This window comes from Sphingorhabdus sp. (genome assembly GCF_044357595.1).
Lineage (GTDB): Bacteria > Pseudomonadota > Alphaproteobacteria > Sphingomonadales > Sphingomonadaceae > Sphingorhabdus_B.
Genome location: NZ_JBIKPH010000042.1, coordinates 1 through 16,926, shown reverse-complemented (window position 1 = coordinate 16,926; position 16,926 = coordinate 1). Strand labels below are relative to the sequence as shown.

Genomic DNA, 16,926 nt, shown 5'->3' with positions numbered 1-16,926 from the left:
AGACGCCTGACCTGATGCCCGCCACGCTGGATTACAGCCACAAGATCCTCGAGCGCATGGCCGCTGACCGTCATTCGGGCGCAGCACCGTTTCTGGAGCCGGACGCCAAAAGCCAGGTCACTTTGCGTTATAACAGCGAAGGCAAGCCTGAAGCTGCAACCGCGATTGTCGTCTCCACCCAGCATGCACCGGGATATGACCAAGGCGAAAAAGAGGCGCAGCTGCATAATTATGTGAAGGGCGTCATTGCCGACCTGCTTCCGGCAAGCCTGCTGACCGAAACCGAGTATCACATCAACCCGACCGGCAGCTTTGAAATTGGCGGACCGGATGGCGATGCTGGCCTGACCGGACGCAAGATCATTGTTGATACTTATGGCGGCGCAGCCCCGCATGGTGGCGGCGCGTTTTCGGGTAAGGACCCGACAAAGGTCGATCGTTCCGCCGCGTACATCACGCGCTACCTTGCCAAGAATATCGTCGCCGCCGGCCTCGCCACGCGCTGCACCATTCAGCTTGCTTACGCCATTGGCGTGTCCAAGCCATTGTCGCTCTATGTCGACACGCACCGCACCGGCGTTGTCGGCGATGACCAAATTGAAACGGCAATCATGGGCATCGAAAAACTGGGTGGCCTTACCCCCCGCGGTATTCGCACCCATCTTGGCCTCAACAAGCCCATTTACCGCCGGACCGCCGCTTATGGCCATTTCGGTCGCAAGCCGGAGGGCGATTTCTTCCCATGGGAGCGCACCGATCTCGTCGAAGATTTGAAAGCTGCTTTAGGGTAAGGACCACTTGATTACACTTGCAGGGTGGCGGCCGAAAGTTTAGCCGCCACGCCTATGACTGCGAACAAGACCGGTGACCCAACGACGCTGAACCGCCTATATGGCCGTTCAAAGGGCAAAAAGCTGCGTTCCGAGCACAATGAGTTGGTTGAGAATCTGTTGCCGCAAATCGCGGTTCCAGACGAAGGCCCGCTTGGCAGCATGGATCTGTTCGGCGACGACCGCTCCATGCACTTTGAAATCGGCTTTGGTGGCGGGGAGCATATGGCCTACCGCGCCGACATGCTGCCCGATCATGGCTTTATCGGATGCGAGCCGTTTCTCAACGGCGTTGCCCAAGCTTTATCCCATATCCGCGAAGGCGGACTGCACAATGTGCGTCTGCATATGGGCGATGCCTTGGAGATGCTGCGCCGCGTTCCCGATAAGTCATTATCTTTTGTCTATCTGCTGCATCCGGACCCTTGGCCAAAAGCACGGCATGTGAAACGCCGGATGATGAATGATGGGCCATTGGATTTGATCGCGGCAAAATTAAAGCCTGGCGGCGAATTCCGGTTCGGCACGGACCACCCCGTATATGTCCGCCATGCGTTGATGGTAATGCAGCGGCATCGGCAGCAATTCGATTGGCTCTGCAACAATGCGGCCGATTTTCAGAACCGTCCCGGCGGCTGGCCCGAAACCCGTTATGAGGCCAAGGCACGCCGTCAGGGGCACGAGGTCTGGTATTTCCGCTATCAGCGTAAGCCAGCTTAGACCGACTGCTTAAAAAGCGCGGCTACTGCCGGCCTCAACCTTGTCCACCCATTCAGGATAAAAGCTTGGCGGGCGCTTTGACCAACCTGTCGCGGTAACCGCAGCCTCGCTGATCGATTGCAGCAAGATTTTGCGCTTACTGGGCGGCACATGGGGCATTGATGCTGCCGCGCAGAATGCTGCGGGCAACCAAGGCCGCGCATCGGCGCCAAGCAACCGCTCGTACAAAAACCGATATGCCGCAAAGCATGCAATCGGTCCCTGCCCCAAATCAAATGCCGACAGGGTAATCAGTTGCGCCAGAAAGGGCTCGGCATCTTGCAGCACAGCCGAATCCGGAACCAACGCTTTGATATCCGGCAAACGTGCGTAAAATAGATATTGGGCATCAATCGACGTAACCTCGACCGCGTCGCGTGACCACAGGGCAATGGCATCCTTGCGATCAAACGCAACATCCAATGACCGCCGGATATACCGCTGTGTCGCGGCGCTAAAACCAGCAAATTCTTTCATTTCGGCCAATGTTAAGCTGCCCGGACCTTCATGCGTTGCTTTCGTCATGCCGATATCCCTCTTAATTCCAAGAATAACATAATCGCTCCAACATGTTTAGCGAAGGATTAACAACCGATGCAGTGGATAAACATTCGACCAAATTAACGCGGCATTCGACGAGAGACGCAGCACGTGGTGCAACTGGCGTAAAACCGGCTATAGCAAGACATGGATAAATCCACGCCCCGCAATGCACTTATCGGCCATCAGATGGCCCTGCTGACCATCATTGGGTTCTGGGCGTTTTACGCGCTCATATTGTCATTGCGCGCGGCACTGCTCGATTTTCCGGCACAGACGGTGTTGTTCGAACGCCGCTTGATGGTAGGGTTAGTGGGTGTGCTGGTGACGTGGATATTGTATTTCGGTCTGCGGGTTGCGGACCGCCGGTCACTTAGTTCTCGCGTGAGCGTGGCGTTTATCGGTGCAATCCCGTGCGCTATAGTCTTGGCATCTGCCAATTTTTATATTTTCAATCTGTACGACCCTATTAGCCTTTTCAAAGACCCAAGCCTCGGGCAGTCGGTTGAGGATTTGAAGGTGCAGCTGGGGCTGTCCTTCTGGCAAGAAATCGCCGATATTTCGGTCACGCATTATTTCTTCCTGATCGCGTGGAGCTCACTGTACGTCGCCATCGGCTATGCGCGCGAAGTTCGGGAGGCCGAGCGCAAAACCTCTCGATTTGCGCAAGCGGCGCAGGATGCCGAACTGCGTTCACTGCGGTATCAGGTCAATCCCCATTTTCTGTTCAACACCCTGAATTCGCTCTCAAGCCTTGTCCTTACCGGAAAACCCAAAGAGGCCGAGGCGATGATCCAGAATCTGTCCAATTTCTACCGGACAAGCCTGTCATCTGATCCACTTGAGGATGTCACACTTGCCGAAGAGGTTGAACTTCAAAGGCTGTATCTGGAAATCGAAAGCGTGCGTTATCCCAAACGGCTGCGCGTCAAAATCGATATTCCCGATGCGTTAATGGGTCAGCATGTGCCTGCCTTAATCCTGCAGCCCCTTGTCGAAAATGCGATCAAATATGGGGTATCGCGCACCACACGTCCGGTTGAAATCATCATCAACGCCAAAAGCGAAGGTAATGTCCTTGTGCTGTGTGTCGTTGACGATGGCGAGGTAATGGATGCCGATCATGTCGGCGGTAGCGGCATTGGCCTTGCCAATGTGCGTGACAGATTGGAAGCCCGCTATAGATCAGCCGCGCGCCTCGATACAAAACTGTCGGATGGCGGCGGATTTATCGCGATGCTCACTTTGCCTTTAAGCCATAGGATAGCGGCATGAAACGCTTGCGGACGGTAATCGTTGATGACGAACCACTCGCCGTCGAGCGCCTTGTAACCTTAATCGCCGACCATCCCGTTATCGACATTGTTGGCACGGCAGGTGACGGTATCGAAGCGCTCCAGATCGCCGAGCAATTGACGCCCGACCTCATCTTTCTGGATATAGGCATGCCGAAAATGGACGGCATCAACGCTGCGCGCGCCTTGGGATTGATGCACAAAAAGCCAGCGATTATTCTGATCACCGCGTACGACAATTTTGCGGTCGAAGCCTTTGACTTGGACGTTGTAGATTATGTGTTGAAGCCCGTGTCGAGCGAACGGCTTGGCCGCGCTATAGCCCGCGCTTACAGCACCCATGACGCCGAGGCGCAGTCAGCAGTTCCGTCTTTAAAAACCGACGGCAGATATGCGCATGAATTCTGGGTATCGCATCGCGCTGAACTTATCCGCATTGCCGCGATAGACATTGAACGGATTGAAGCAGAGCGGGACTATATGCGGCTGCATACGGCAGGGCGCAGCTATCTGCTGCACCAAACCATTTCAACGCTTGAGCAGCGTTTGGACCCGGAACAATTTCAGCGCATCCACCGCAGCCATATTGTGCGCAGGGACCTGATTATCGGGCTGCGGCATGAAGGTGGCGGTGTCTGGCACGCGATATTGGGTGAAGACCATGCGATGCGCATCGGGCGCAAATATCTGGCGGACGTCAAACGCCTTGCTGGTAAATGATAGGCTGCGGCAAAAGCTAAGGCCATTTCCTCAATCTATTGAGAAAGTTTAGATTAAGCCAGCAAGCGGGCTGGAAGGGTCCGCATACATGCGCCGACCCATTCTGCCCGACAGATAGGCCATGCGGCCGGACTGAACCGCAAGCTTCATCGCGGTTGCCATGGCAATAGGGTTCTTGGCCTCGGCAATCGCGGTGTTCATGAGCACACCATCGCAGCCCAACTCCATCGCCACTGCGGCATCAGATGCAGTACCAACGCCTGCATCCACCAAAACGGGAACCTTAGCGCCCTCGACAATCAAGCGGATGGTAACGCGGTTTTGAATGCCAAGCCCCGAACCAATCGGCGCGCCCAATGGCATCACCGCGACTGCACCTGCGTCCTCCAATTGCTTGGCCGCTATCGGATCATCGACGCAATAGACCATAGGCAAGAAGCCTTCCTTAGCCAGGACCTCAGTCGCCTTTAATGTTTCGCGCATATCGGGGTATAGCGTCTTGGCCTCGCCCAATACCTCAAGCTTTACAAGATCCCAACCACCAGCTTCGCGCGCCAAGCGCAAGGTACGGATCGCGTCGTCCGCGGTGAAGCAGCCAGCGGTATTGGGCAAATACGTATATTTTTTAGGGTCGATAAAATCCGTCAACATCGGCGCCTTGGGGTCCGACACATTGACGCGCCGGACAGCGACCGTGATTATCTCTGCGCCCGATGCCACAAGCGCGGCGGCATTTTGTTCAAAATCCTTATATTTGCCAGTCCCCACAATCAGCCGCGAATGAAAGGTGCGTCCCGCCACGGTCCAGCTATCATTCGGGGCGCTGTCTTGCCCGCCGCCAACAAAATGGACGATCTCCAACCTGTCGCCATCGGCCAAGACAACGTCTTCCAGCGTCGAACGCGAGACGATTTCAAGGTTGCGCTCCACCGCCACTTTGCTCGGATCAAGGCCAATGTCTCGGACAAGGTCGGCAACAGTGGCAGACTTACGAAAGCGGCGCAGATCGCCATTAAGCGTCAGGGAGATAGAATCGGTTGATAGGGAAGAGGTCATTTCATCTCGCTATTTTTGTCGAGAGGCATATAGTGCTTCCCGGACGCGGTGTGCAACCGCTGCTTTGATAATATTGGGGGACGTATTTTGGCTGACCAGCCAACAATCTTTGTTCTGAATGGACCAAATCTCAATTTGCTTGGTACACGCGAACCTGAAATTTACGGCACCGACACCCTTGATGATATCGCGGGCCGATTGGACGACCGTGCACGCGCCGCGGGTGCCTCTATCGATTTTCGGCAGTCCAACCATGAAGGCCATTTGATTGACTGGCTGCATGAGGCGCAAGCCGTTGGCGCGAAGGCCGTGTTATTGAACGCTGCCGGCTTTACCCACACGTCAGTCGCAATCTTGGACGCGATCAAGGCGATCACTGTACCAGTATTCGAAGTGCATTTATCCGATCCCCACAAAAGGGAATCTTTCCGGCATTTGAGCTATGTTGGCATGGCCGCTAAGGCGGTCTTTGCGGGACATGGGGCAAAGTCGTACGAACTGGCGCTGGACGTAGCGTTACAACTTTGACATTAGGCGCTGCAATATAATTTTAGCGTCCCAAGGAGTACTACATGGCGGCGAAGACAGGAACTACTGGCAGCATGCAAGTCGACACGGACCTTGTCCGCGAATTGGCGGCGGTGCTGAACGACACTGGTCTCAGCGAAATCGAGGTTGCGGACGGCGAACGCAAAATTCGCGTGTCGCGCACGATGACTGCGGTGGCGGCACCTTTGGCGGCTGCGCCCGTTGCGGCACCAGCCGCGATACCGGCTGCGGCCGTTGCTGCACCAAGCGCCCCTGCTATCTCTGCCAATGCCATGAAGTCCCCGATGGTCGGTACGGTATATCTCACGCCTGACCCCGAAGCGGCACCTTTTGTGAGCATTGGTCAGCAAGTGAAAGCTGGCGACACTGTCCTGATTATCGAAGCAATGAAGGTTATGAACCCGATTGTTGCCGCCAGTTCAGGCACCGTCACCGAAATTTATGTCGAAAGCGGTCAGCCAGTCGAATATGACCAGCCATTGTTGGCGATTGCGTAAAAATGGCCATTGAGAAAATCCTGATCGCCAACCGCGGCGAGATCGCGCTGCGTATTCACCGCGCTGCGCATGAAATGGGGATCAAGACGGTTGCCGTCCATTCAACGGCCGACGCAGACGCCATGCATGTGCGGCTTGCCGATGAAGCAATTTGCATCGGACCGCCATCGGCGACTGACAGCTACCTAAACATTCCAGCGATTATTTCCGCGGCCGAAATCAGCCATGCCGACGCCATTCACCCCGGCTATGGTTTCTTGTCAGAAAACGCCCAGTTTGCCGAAATCGTTGAAAGCCATAATATCACATGGATCGGCCCGAAGCCCGAGCATATCCGGACCATGGGAGACAAGGTCGAAGCCAAGCGTTCGGCAGGCGCATTGGGTCTTCCGCTTGTGCCCGGCTCCGACGGCGCGATTGAGGATGTGGATGAAGCCAAGGCGATCGCACGCGACATCGGCTATCCTGTCATCATCAAAGCTGCGTCAGGCGGCGGCGGCCGCGGCATGAAGGTCGTGAACAGCGAAGAAGAGCTTGAGACCCAAATGCAGCAAGCCGGGTCCGAAGCGAAAGCGGCATTCGGTGATGCGACCGTGTATCTCGAAAAATATCTCGGCAACCCGCGCCATATCGAATTCCAGATTTTCGGCGATGGCAATGGCAATGCCGTGCATTTGGGTGAACGTGATTGCTCGCTGCAGCGGCGGCATCAAAAGGTCCTCGAAGAAGCACCGTCACCTGTACTCGCCACCGCCGAGCGCGACCGCATGGGAAATATTTGCGCCAAGGCGATGGCCGACATGGGCTATCGCGGCGCGGGCACTATCGAGTTCCTCTGGGAAGATGGTGATTTCTATTTCATCGAAATGAACACGCGGTTGCAGGTCGAACATCCTGTCACCGAAATGATCACTGGTATTGATTTGGTGCGCGAACAAATCCGCGTCGCCGAAGGAAAACCGCTTTCGTTTAAGCAAGAAGACGTAACCTTCACGGGCCATGCGGTTGAATGCCGGATCAACGCCGAAGACCCGCGCACGTTCATGCCCTCGCCTGGAACCGTCACATGGTATCACCCGCCCGGCGGATTATATGTGCGCGTCGATAGCGGCCTGTATCATGGCTATAAAGTCCCGCCTTATTATGACAGCATGATCGCCAAGTTGATTGTTTATGGCCAGACACGTGAAGGCTGCCTGATGCGCTTGCGCCGTGCGCTTGGCGAGTTTGTGATTGAGGGCATGAAGACCACCATTCCGTTGCACCAACGTCTGTTGGAAGAGCCCGATTTCCAGAATGGCGATTACACCATCAAATGGCTTGAAGAATGGCTCGCGAAGGACGCGGAATAATCTTCTCGCGCCGTGAGGTGGCTTTCGGGCTTTCTGCCCTGCCACTGGTCGGCTGCGCGGCGGTTGGTCCCGACCGCGATGTGGCGTTCATTCCAGCGAACAAAGCCGCAGCGCTTAAGCCTGATGACCCCAAAAGGTTGTTAGAGCTCATAAAGCTCGATCCCACGATCAGGCTCGACATGCGGTATGCGACCGCCAACAATTTTACCGGCGGGGTGTTGTATGACGAAGCCCGCGCGTTTTTGGCCGCACCTGCCGCGCAAGCCGTCGCGCGTGCCAGCAAAGCCGCGCAAGCCGATGGTTTCGGTCTAACGATTTACGATGCCTATCGCCCGTGGCGCATTACTAAAAAACTGTGGGAGGCCACGCCCGTTGGTCCCAAGAAAGAATATGTCGCCGACCCCAAAAGAGGGTCCAAACACAATCGCGGTTGTGCCGTCGATTTGACCTTGCATGACTTGCGCAACGGGCAGCTTGTCGAAATGCCAACCGAGTTTGACGATTTTTCGGAAAAAGCGCATCGTGATTATATGGGTGCATCTGCCACAGCCATTTCGAACCGTGCCCGCTTGGCGCGCTATCTGGAGGCGGAGGGTTTTGTGGGTTTATCCAATGAGTGGTGGCATTTTGATTTTACCGGATGGGAGCAATTTCCGGTCATGGATATCCCGTTTAACCAGATCCCCTAAAACCCACCGTCATCGAAACGCATCATCGAAGCAGTTTATCATGGGTCGCGGCACTTGATTAATAAACCCGGCCTTTTTCCTTGTAACATCGTGACAACCTGACCAATCTCCGTTTCATAAAAATGGGAGAGGTTTTGATGTTACGGTATCTATTGCTCGCAGGCGCAGCCGCCTTGGTTTCAGCGCCCACTTTGGCAGCGACTCAAGCCATCATCGTCGGCAACCTCATTCCCGATGCTGCAACCGGCCCCACAGGTCCAGCTGTGATCCTTATTGAAGATGGGCGTATCAAAGACATTGCGAAAGGCACAAAAAATCCGTTTCAAGCGGATATGGTTGTCGACTTGTCTACCAAGACATTGGTCCCTGGCCTTATTGATTTACACGTCCATTTGACCGGCGACCCGGGCGATGATTTCCGCGATGAAGCGGTTAATCCCGACGAATGGGGTGTGGTCATGGGCGTTAAGAACGCGGCACTAACGGTCAAGGCTGGCTTTACTACCGTCCGCGAGGCTGGCTCTGCGCAAAATACGGCTTTTGTCTTGCGCCGTGGCACTGCGGAGGGACGGATCATTGGGCCACGGATAATCGCCGCTGGGCCTGCTTTGTCCATTGTCGGCGGGCATGGCGATGTTACCGGGTTCCGCACAGATGTGCTTACTGCGCTAGCTTCGGGATATACCTGCACCGGCCCAGTTGAATGCGCCGAAAAGGTGCGCAAATCCTCTAAATCCGGTGCGGACGTTATCAAAATTACCGCCACGGGCGGCGTTTTGTCGCAACAAGGCAGAGGATTGGAAGCGCATTTCACCAATGAAGAAATGGTCTCCATCGCCAACACTGCCCACTCGCTTGGGCTAAAGGTTATGGCGCATGCCCACGGCGCGCGCGGCATTGAGGCAGCGGCCGCAGCGGGGATCGACTCCATCGAACATGGGACATTTGCTGATGAAGCTGCGTTGAAGGTTATGAAAGCCAAAGGCACGGTTTTAGTACCGACGCTTATGGCATTAGAAGGCGTGCGCGCACGCCTCGGCAAGGGCATCTACACCCCCACTGTCGAAGTAAAGGCAAAGCAAGCGCTTGAAGCGGCAGGGCGGCAGGTCACGCGCGCCAAGGCCATGGGCGTAACTATCGCCTTTGGAACCGACGCCGGTGTGTTCGAACATGGCAGCAATGGCGGCGAATTTGCTTTGTTGGTGAAAGCGGGCATGACCCCAACGGAGGCGCTGGCAAGCGCAACCACAGTTGCCGCAAAAACGCTTGGGATGGAAAATGAAATCGGGCGGATCGCGGTTGGTTATTCTGCCGATATGGTCGCCGTCGAAGAAAATCCGCTGACCAACATTCGCACTCTCGAAAAGGCGGACTGGGTCATGGTAAGAGGTCGCATCGTTCCATGATTCGGTGACCTCATGCAAACAGATACAACCGCCCCAGAGTTTGATCCCAACAACGATCCTACAAAGCTTGCGCGCATTGGCACGCTTGTCACAAAGCGTTTGGATGCCAATCCGCTTGTGCAGCAGGTCGACCATGCAGAGGCGCAGCTCTATCTGTATGAGGGGTTTTTAAGTGCAGCCGATTGCAAAACCCTGATCGCAAAAATAGACGCCGATGCCGTACCATCGACATTGTACAAGGGCACCGAGCAGGAAGGCTTTCGCACCAGCTATAGCTGCCATCTCAACCGGTGGGACGCTTTCATCGCCAAGGTCGAGGCACGGATGAGCGATGTTCTGGGCATCGATAACACCTATGCCGAAACAATGCAGGGGCAACGCTATCAGGTCGGGCAAGAGTTTAAGGCGCATCACGATTTCTTCCACCCAACGCAAGACTATTGGGCGCATGAAGGTCCATCGGGTGGGCAACGCAGCTGGACCGCGATGATTTTCCTGAACGAACCCGAAGAGGGCGGCGCAACGGAATTTCCACATCTTGGGCTTGGCGTTCGGCCGCAGGCGGGGATGATGCTGATATGGAACAATGTGAAGCCTGACGGGACGCTCAACTACAAAACATTGCACACTGGCACGCCCGTTGTGCGCGGGGTGAAGCACGTTATCACCAAATGGTACCGGCAGAATGATTGGCTGGAAATTAACACGCCCAAGCCTTCATAATACGCACAGCGCATCGCCCGCCTTATGGTGTTTGTCGTCTGTCGAAACCCGTTTGCGCCCGCTCTGTCCAAGGGGGACTGGCAGGAACAAAAGCACGCGGCATCATGTTGATGCCCTGTATAAATTCCGGAGAGTATTACATGAAAACAGCTTCACGCATTCTTCTTGCAAGCGTGGCCTTGCTCACGCCTTTTGGCGCAACGGTCGTACATGCGGAGGCCACAGAGGCGGCGCAACCTGCGGCCACAGAAAGCCAGAGACTGGCCGCATTATTTGCCGCCGATGACGAAGCAAGCCTGAAGCGCAACCCGCTTAACGCCCTTTTCCGTGGCGATATGCGCTATGCGGATCGCTTTGGCGACATGATCACCGACGCCTATTTCGATAATGAACGGAGCGCTGCGCAGGCAAATCTGGAAGGCCTGAAGACTATTGACCGCGACAGGCTGAATGCTACCGACAAAATCGCCTATGACGTGTTTAAGCAGGTGCAGACAGATGCGCTAAAGGGGCTCTCCAAGGACATCATGGACCTCACTGTGGTCCGCCCGCTCAACCACTTTTTCGGCTATCATACTTTTTATCCCACTTTTGCCAGCGGTCAGGGTGCAGCGCCTTTCAAGACAGTCGAAGATTATGACAACAATCTGAAGCGGCACAAAGAGTTCATCCTGTTGATGGATAGGTCCATTGACCGGTTCCGTCAGGGCATGGCGTCTGGCGTTTTTGAAACGAAAATGACCATTGCGAATGTTGTTGATCAACTCAATACGCAGCTGGCGCAGAAAACCGAGGAATCGCCTTATTATGGCCCTGTCCTGATGTTTCCGGAAAGCTTCAGTGATGCCGACAAAGCCCGCCTGACTTCCGAATATCGCGACATCATTGTAAACGGCTTATATCCAGCCAACGCTCGGTTGCGCGACTTTCTGCGTGACAGCTATTTGCCCTTGGCGCGCGAGCAAGTCGGCCTATCGGCCATGAAGGGCGGCGAAGCACTCTATCAATATCTCATCGAGCAAACCACGACCCTGCCGTTAAAGGCCGATGACATTCACAATCTTGGGCTATCGGAAGTTGCACGGATTGCATCGGGCATGGAGGCCATCAAGAAAGAAGTCGGGTTCAAAGGTACGTTAGGCGCATTTTTCGAACATCTGCGCAATGATCCCAAATTAAAGCCAACGAGCCGCGCGTCGCTGACCCAGGGCTATTATGATATCGGCAAAAAGGTTGATGCGGCCATTTCAACGCAGTTCAAATATCTGCCAAAGGCACCGCTTGAGATTAAACCATACGAAGAATTCCGCGAAAAATATGAAGCAGGCGGCAGCTATCAGCAAGGCACGCCGGACGGTTCGCGGCCTGGGACTTTTTACTTCAACGCCTATGACCTTCCCAGCCGCACCACGCCGGGCATGACCACGCTGTATTTGCATGAAGGCGCGCCGGGGCACCATTTCCAGATCAGCATCGCGCAGGAAAATGAGAAGCTGCCTGCTTTCATGCGCTTCGGCGGCAACACGGCCTATGTCGAAGGATGGGCGCTTTATTCTGAAACCTTGGGTTATGAAATGGGGCTATTTAAGGACCCCTATCAGCGCTTCGGCACATTGTCGGACGAGATGCTGCGCGCCATGCGCCTTGTGGTTGACACTGGTATCCACAGCAAGGGATGGACCCGCGAACAGGCCATCGAATATATGCTCGCCAATAGCGACATGGGCAAAACGGATGCCACGGCTGAAGTCGAGCGGTATATCGCCATTCCATCCCAAGCATTGGCTTATAAAATCGGCGCGCTTACGATTATGCGCCTGAAGGACAAAGCGAAGAAGGAACTGGGTAGCAAATTCGATGTCCGCGAATTCCATAACCAAGTTCTGAATACAGGGGCATTGCCGCTGACTGTGCTTGAAAAGAAAATCGACGACTGGATTGCAGCATCGAAGTAAGCGCATACGCTTCCCGGTGAGATTGCTTACCGGGAAGCGCTTGATTGGTTCAACGCGTTGATATAGCGCCCGCTCAAGGGGAGTATATTTATGCCAAGTTTTGCCGCCAGCTTCGTTGGATTTATGTTGCGCACCACAGGCCATTATCGCCGGATGTTTACAGGTGGCCCGCAATTTCAGAAAAACATTTCTAAGGTCCGGTCGGGACCGCAGCCGTCGCCAGTTGTAAAGGCCGGTCTCGACGTGCGGCAAAGCACGTTTCAGGACCGACCTGTCTGGCATATAGCGCCTAAGGGCCGCGCGCCAAGCGCGCATGTCCTGTTCTGGCATGGCGGCGGATATGTGTATCCTGCAACCTCCGTCCACTGGAAATTTCTGTCGCACATGGCCGCGCAATATGGCTGGTCGGTAACCGCGCCGCTCTATCCGCTCGCGCCCGAAAATGCCGCCGACCATATCACATCTTGGGCCAATGATTATTACGCCGCTTACAGGGATGAGATCGGCCATAAGCCTTTTGTCATGGGTGGCGATTCCGCAGGCGGCGGCCTGACCGCAGCATTGGCGCAAATGGCACGCGATGCGGCGCAGCCCTTGCCTGCGGCCCTATTACTCATTTGCCCTTGGCTCAATTTGGATCCCGCCCATCCTGACCAGTTGAAAACGGAACCGCGCGACGGGATATTGACCATCAGCGGCATTTCCGAAGGCGGCACGCTGTACGCCGGCGACTTGCCGCGTACAGACCCACGGTGCAGCCCGATCTTTGGCAATTGGGATGGCTTGCCATCCATTTTGGCCTTTGCCGGCGGCGATGATATCTTGGTAACAGACTCGCGCGCGCTAAAAGCCAAGCTGCCATCGGTGGAGGTTACGGAGCTTTCGGGCATGATGCACGACTGGCCGATCTTTAGCTTCAGCGAGTCGCGCAAGGCCCAGGCGCAGATGGCCGACTTCGTTGCACAGGCGGTGGCATAGCGCGTTTGCGGACCCCCGCATGGCGCGCTATATTGCCCATATGAAAGGTGACGCATCATGCCGGCTGTGAAGGCAGCCAACCCGCGCGAAGTTTTCGCCGCAGAGGATTGGCGCGCGATCACCACGCTGTCGCGTTGGCGTGGGATATCGCTTGTGCTGCATGGCTGGATGGTTGTTGCGCTTGCCACCTTTGGCGGCGCGGCGGCATGGGCCTATGACTGGCGCGCTGGGCTTTTGGTGACGCCCTTTGTGCTGGCCATCCTCGGCGGCCGGCAATTGGGGCTTTCGATCCTGATGCATGATGGCGCGCATGGTCTGCTGCACCCCGACCGCAAGACCAACAACTGGCTTGGCCAATGGCTAACAGGTGCGGCAACGGGGAGCGATTTGCATGCCTATCGCGCCTATCATCTGACGCACCACAAATTCACCCAGCAGGCCGAGGACCCCGACCTCGCTTTATCCGCGCCCTTCCCGACCAGCCGCGACAGCCTGCGCCGCAAGTTCATCCGTGATTTGACTGGGCAGACTTTTTACAAGCAACGCCGTGCGCAATTCGCGGTGGCCTTGCGCGGTGCGCAATTTATGCTGCGCCGCGAAGGCAGCAACGGCAAAGCCGACACCAATGCTGGGCGCGCGCTTAACATGCAGAACCGGACTGGCCTCAACGCACCTGTCGCCAATGTCGACGGCGCAAAAACGACCGCGCGCACAGTGGGGCGGTTTCTGCTCGTGCAGACAATCTTGCTGGCAATATCTTTGGTCGTCTGGGGCTGGACGCCATTTTTGCTTTGGCTCACCGCGCTCGCGACGACGTTTCAATTGTTCCTGCGTATCCGCAACATCGCGGAGCATGCCTGCACGCCAACGGGTAGCGGGGATCCGTTCACCCACGCACGGACCACGCAAGCCGGCGCCATTGCCCGCATGACGGTCGCGCCTTATTGGGTTAATTATCACAGCGAACATCATCTGTTCATGGGCGTGCCCTGCTATAATTTAGCAGCAACGCACCGCTTGCTCGGCACTGGCGGCTTTTATCCTCGGATGACAGTCTCACCCAATTACCGCGATGTCCTCGCACAGGTTGTACGTTAAATCACAGCCAGCCTGATCGTTTGAATTTCACATATAATGTCAGGCAAATACTCGCCATGACACCGACGATCAGAAAATAGCCATATTCCCAATTCAGCTCAGGCATATGTGCGAAGTTCATGCCATAAATGCCCGCAATCGCGGTCGGCACGGCAAGTATCGCTGCCCATGCGGCCAGCTGACGGGTAATTGCCCCCTGCCGTTGTTGCTCCAGCAGCCCGCTGGTTTCGATGACGGAGGTCAGCGTGTCACGCAGCCCCTCAACGCGGTAAACCAAGCGCCGAATATGGTCGAGCAGGTCGCGCATATAAGGATAAATGTTCGCGTCCACCTGCGGCAGTTCAAGGTTGATAAAGCGGCTGGCCAGATCTTCGGTTGGTCCCAATATCCGCTGCAAACGGAACAACTCGCGGCGCAGCATGAAAATGCGACTGGTTTCGGCGGAACGCAGGAAATTGTCGATCGCGCGCTCTTCCATGACGAGCACCTTTTCCTCCATCACATCGACCAAGTCACCATAGCCATCAACGATGAAGTCCAATATGGCGTGGAGGACATAATCCGCACCCTGCCGCAACAACCACGGCGTTGCCTCAAGCTGATCCCGAACGGGGCTGTGCGACCGCTCCGACCCATGGCGCACGGTAATGATGAACTGCCGCCCCATAAAAATGGCCGTGTTGCCGTAGATAATCTTGTCGCCCGCCAATTGCGGTGTGCGGATCACCAGAAAAAGATGATCCCCATATGCGTCAACTTTCGGCAAATGCTTCGGATCAAGCGCGTCTTCGACCGCCAAAGGGTGAAGACCGAAATGGTCCTGCACCCGCTTAAGCGCGATATCATCGGGCTCGTGCAACCCGATCCAGATAAAATCATTGGGCCGCGTGATGTGCGGTATCGGGTTGCTTAGGTCGATTTCCTGCGCGGCCTTACCATCGTGATAAAGGCGCGCGGCAATGGTTGTCATGCAAGCGCCTCTGCGATGAGTTGGCGGCTGTTGGCCAAGCCATAAAGCGCAATGAAGCTGCCCATGCGCGGGCCAGCGCTTGAACCCAAAAGCGTTTCGTACAAGGCCTTGAACCAATCGCGCAGATTTTCAAACCCGCCCTCTTTGCCGATTTCATAGACGATGTTTTGAATGTCTTCCGCCGTTGCGTCGGCAGGTAATGCTGCAAGCCGCGCGTCAAGCGCCTGCAATGCTGCAACCTCAACGCCTTCGGGCTTGCGCTTTTGCAAGGTCGGCGCAACGAAGTCCCGGTTATAGGCCAAAGCGATTGGAATAAGCTCCGCAAGTTCAGGTGCGTTTTCCGGCGAGACATTGTGAGCATAATTGCCAAGATAGGCCCAAACCTGGTCTTCGGTCGCGCCTGCACCCATCACGCCAACAAGGTTCAGCAACAGGCCGAACGTGACCGGCGGCTGCCCACTTGGCACTTTACCATTGTGGACATGGTGCACGGGGTTGCCCAAGCGCTTTTCAACCGGCTGTTCATGCCATTGCGCGCGGAACTGGAAATATTCATCGACCGCTTTGGGCACTACGCCCAAGTGCAGTTGCTTTGCGCTTTTGGGTTCGCGAAAGGCATAAAAGGCAACGCTGTTTTCGGTGCCATATTTCAGCCAGTCTTCAAGCGCGAGGCCATTGCCCTTGGACTTGGAAATCTTCTCGCCTTTTTCGTCGAGAAACATTTCGTAAATTAGGCTTTCAGGCGGGCGTCCGCCAAGAACACGCGCAATCTTACCCGACTGTACGCCGCTGTCGGTTAGGTCCTTGCCATACATTTCATAATCGACGCCCAATGCGACCCAGCGCATCGCCCAATCGACCTTCCACTGCAGCTTTGACTTGCCGCCCAAGACCGACTGCGTCACCATGTCGCCATCGTCGTCAAAGCGGACAAGTCCAGCTTCGGCATCGACAACTTCAACCGGCACCTGAAGCACAATGCCGGTCTTTTCGCTGATCGGTAAAATGGGCGAATAGGTGGCCGCGCGTTCTTTGCGTAAGGTCGGCAGCATGATGTCCAATATGCCCTGATAATTGCGCAGCACATTTTTCAACGCATCATCAAACGCCCCGCTTTCATATTGCGACGAGGACGAGATGAACTCATATTCAAAACCGAACTGGTCGAGAAAGTCGCGCAGCATTGCGTTGTTATGCGCAGCGAAGCTTTCAAACTTTTCAAACGGATCCGGGATACGCGACAGGGGCTTGCCCAAATGTTCGGTGAGCATCGCCTGATTGGGCACATTGTCCGGCACCTTGCGCAGGCCGTCCATATCGTCCGAAAATTCAATCAACCGTGTTGGTGCATCGGACAATGCCTGAAATGCGTTGCGCACCATCGTCGTGCGCAGCACTTCATTGAAGGTACCGATGTGCGGCAGGCCGGATGGACCATAGCCACATTCGAAAATAATCGCCTGACCATCGGCTTTGCCATTGGGATAGCGTTTCAACAAACGCCGCGCC

17 protein-coding genes are annotated in these 16,926 nt (G+C 55.5%); 13 read left to right on the top strand and 4 right to left on the bottom strand.

Annotated features, from left to right (window positions below; genetic code table 11):
- Together ACIQ2T_RS06190 and trmB are read left to right on the top strand one after the other, a co-directional pair.
- On the top strand, positions 1-791 hold a 791-nt coding region (locus ACIQ2T_RS06190; RefSeq protein ID WP_397590058.1), incomplete at its 5' end, for a methionine adenosyltransferase domain-containing protein.
- Between the two features lie 54 nt (positions 792-845).
- Positions 846-1,550 carry a tRNA (guanosine(46)-N7)-methyltransferase TrmB gene (trmB, locus tag ACIQ2T_RS06185; RefSeq protein WP_397590057.1) on the top strand — a complete coding sequence of 235 codons (705 nt, stop codon included), beginning with the start codon at positions 846-848 and terminating at the stop codon, positions 1,548-1,550.
- Positions 1,551-1,559: 9 nt separating this feature from the next.
- Here the strand turns inward: trmB and ACIQ2T_RS06180 are convergent, their stop codons facing one another.
- A complete protein-coding gene (locus tag ACIQ2T_RS06180) occupies positions 1,560-2,114 on the bottom strand; it encodes a hypothetical protein (protein ID WP_397590056.1) in 555 nt (184 codons plus the stop codon).
- 162 nt (positions 2,115-2,276) lie between these two features.
- Here ACIQ2T_RS06180 and ACIQ2T_RS06175 point away from each other — a divergent pair, with 162 nt between their 5' ends.
- Entirely contained in the window at positions 2,277-3,404 is a 1,128-nt protein-coding gene (locus ACIQ2T_RS06175) for a sensor histidine kinase (protein WP_397590055.1), read from the top strand.
- On the top strand, positions 3,401-4,144 hold the full coding sequence (locus tag ACIQ2T_RS06170) for a LytR/AlgR family response regulator transcription factor (protein WP_397590054.1): 744 nt from the start codon (positions 3,401-3,403) through the stop codon (positions 4,142-4,144). The genes ACIQ2T_RS06175 and ACIQ2T_RS06170 overlap by 4 nt, the downstream gene beginning before the upstream one ends.
- 48 nt (positions 4,145-4,192) lie before the next feature.
- Here ACIQ2T_RS06170 and thiS read toward each other — a convergent pair whose 3' ends face one another.
- Positions 4,193-5,200 carry a sulfur carrier protein ThiS gene (gene thiS / locus ACIQ2T_RS06165; RefSeq protein WP_397583164.1) on the bottom strand — a complete coding sequence of 336 codons (1,008 nt, stop codon included), beginning with the start codon at positions 5,198-5,200 and terminating at the stop codon, positions 4,193-4,195.
- Positions 5,201-5,287: 87 nt separating this feature from the next.
- On the opposite strand from thiS, the gene ACIQ2T_RS06160 reads away from it, so the two are divergent.
- From ACIQ2T_RS06160 to ACIQ2T_RS06120, 9 genes are all read left to right on the top strand, one after another.
- Entirely contained in the window at positions 5,288-5,728 is a 441-nt protein-coding gene (locus ACIQ2T_RS06160) for a type II 3-dehydroquinate dehydratase (protein ID WP_300038204.1), read from the top strand.
- 44 nt (positions 5,729-5,772) lie between these two features.
- On the top strand, positions 5,773-6,246 hold the full coding sequence (gene accB / locus ACIQ2T_RS06155) for an acetyl-CoA carboxylase biotin carboxyl carrier protein (RefSeq protein ID WP_397590053.1): 474 nt from the start codon (positions 5,773-5,775) through the stop codon (positions 6,244-6,246).
- A 2-nt stretch (positions 6,247-6,248) separates the two neighbouring features.
- Entirely contained in the window at positions 6,249-7,598 is a 1,350-nt protein-coding gene (gene accC / locus ACIQ2T_RS06150) for an acetyl-CoA carboxylase biotin carboxylase subunit (RefSeq protein WP_397590052.1), read from the top strand.
- A complete protein-coding gene (locus tag ACIQ2T_RS06145) occupies positions 7,574-8,287 on the top strand; it encodes a M15 family metallopeptidase (protein WP_397590051.1) in 714 nt (237 codons plus the stop codon). Before accC ends, ACIQ2T_RS06145 begins: the two co-directional genes overlap by 25 nt.
- Positions 8,288-8,424: 137 nt before the next feature.
- On the top strand, positions 8,425-9,693 hold the full coding sequence (locus ACIQ2T_RS06140) for an amidohydrolase family protein (protein ID WP_397590050.1): 1,269 nt from the start codon (positions 8,425-8,427) through the stop codon (positions 9,691-9,693).
- 12 nt (positions 9,694-9,705) lie between these two features.
- On the top strand, positions 9,706-10,416 hold the full coding sequence (locus tag ACIQ2T_RS06135) for a prolyl hydroxylase family protein (RefSeq protein ID WP_397590049.1): 711 nt from the start codon (positions 9,706-9,708) through the stop codon (positions 10,414-10,416).
- Positions 10,417-10,556: 140 nt separating this feature from the next.
- On the top strand, positions 10,557-12,371 hold the full coding sequence (locus ACIQ2T_RS06130) for a DUF885 domain-containing protein (protein WP_397590048.1): 1,815 nt from the start codon (positions 10,557-10,559) through the stop codon (positions 12,369-12,371).
- A 90-nt stretch (positions 12,372-12,461) separates the two neighbouring features.
- Complete coding sequence (locus tag ACIQ2T_RS06125) at positions 12,462-13,349, top strand: alpha/beta hydrolase fold domain-containing protein (protein ID WP_397590047.1); 888 nt, start codon at positions 12,462-12,464, stop codon at positions 13,347-13,349.
- A 57-nt stretch (positions 13,350-13,406) separates the two neighbouring features.
- A complete protein-coding gene (locus ACIQ2T_RS06120; RefSeq protein WP_397590046.1) occupies positions 13,407-14,447 on the top strand; it encodes a fatty acid desaturase family protein in 1,041 nt (346 codons plus the stop codon).
- A gap of 1 nt (position 14,448) precedes the next feature.
- On the opposite strand, the gene ACIQ2T_RS06115 is transcribed toward ACIQ2T_RS06120, so the two are convergent.
- Both ACIQ2T_RS06115 and ACIQ2T_RS06110 read right to left on the bottom strand, forming a co-directional pair.
- Complete coding sequence (locus ACIQ2T_RS06115; RefSeq protein ID WP_397590045.1) at positions 14,449-15,417, bottom strand: magnesium and cobalt transport protein CorA; 969 nt, start codon at positions 15,415-15,417, stop codon at positions 14,449-14,451.
- Positions 15,414-16,926, bottom strand: a 1,513-nt coding sequence (locus ACIQ2T_RS06110) for a lysine--tRNA ligase (RefSeq protein WP_397590044.1), incomplete at its 5' end; no start/stop codon positions are given. The genes ACIQ2T_RS06115 and ACIQ2T_RS06110, both read right to left, overlap by 4 nt.

Coding starts and splice junctions, on each gene's coding strand:
- trmB (WP_397590057.1), top strand. CDS start 846: ATGACTGCGAACAAGACCGGTGACCCAACGACGCTGAACCGCCTATAT.
- ACIQ2T_RS06180 (WP_397590056.1), bottom strand. CDS start 2,114: ATGACGAAAGCAACGCATGAAGGTCCGGGCAGCTTAACATTGGCCGAA.
- ACIQ2T_RS06175 (WP_397590055.1), top strand. CDS start 2,277: ATGGATAAATCCACGCCCCGCAATGCACTTATCGGCCATCAGATGGCC.
- ACIQ2T_RS06170 (WP_397590054.1), top strand. CDS start 3,401: ATGAAACGCTTGCGGACGGTAATCGTTGATGACGAACCACTCGCCGTC.
- thiS (WP_397583164.1), bottom strand. CDS start 5,200: ATGACCTCTTCCCTATCAACCGATTCTATCTCCCTGACGCTTAATGGC.
- accB (WP_397590053.1), top strand. CDS start 5,773: ATGGCGGCGAAGACAGGAACTACTGGCAGCATGCAAGTCGACACGGAC.
- accC (WP_397590052.1), top strand. CDS start 6,249: ATGGCCATTGAGAAAATCCTGATCGCCAACCGCGGCGAGATCGCGCTG.
- ACIQ2T_RS06145 (WP_397590051.1), top strand. CDS start 7,574: ATGGCTCGCGAAGGACGCGGAATAATCTTCTCGCGCCGTGAGGTGGCT.
- ACIQ2T_RS06140 (WP_397590050.1), top strand. CDS start 8,425: ATGTTACGGTATCTATTGCTCGCAGGCGCAGCCGCCTTGGTTTCAGCG.
- ACIQ2T_RS06135 (WP_397590049.1), top strand. CDS start 9,706: ATGCAAACAGATACAACCGCCCCAGAGTTTGATCCCAACAACGATCCT.
- ACIQ2T_RS06130 (WP_397590048.1), top strand. CDS start 10,557: ATGAAAACAGCTTCACGCATTCTTCTTGCAAGCGTGGCCTTGCTCACG.
- ACIQ2T_RS06125 (WP_397590047.1), top strand. CDS start 12,462: ATGCCAAGTTTTGCCGCCAGCTTCGTTGGATTTATGTTGCGCACCACA.
- ACIQ2T_RS06120 (WP_397590046.1), top strand. CDS start 13,407: ATGCCGGCTGTGAAGGCAGCCAACCCGCGCGAAGTTTTCGCCGCAGAG.
- ACIQ2T_RS06115 (WP_397590045.1), bottom strand. CDS start 15,417: ATGACAACCATTGCCGCGCGCCTTTATCACGATGGTAAGGCCGCGCAG.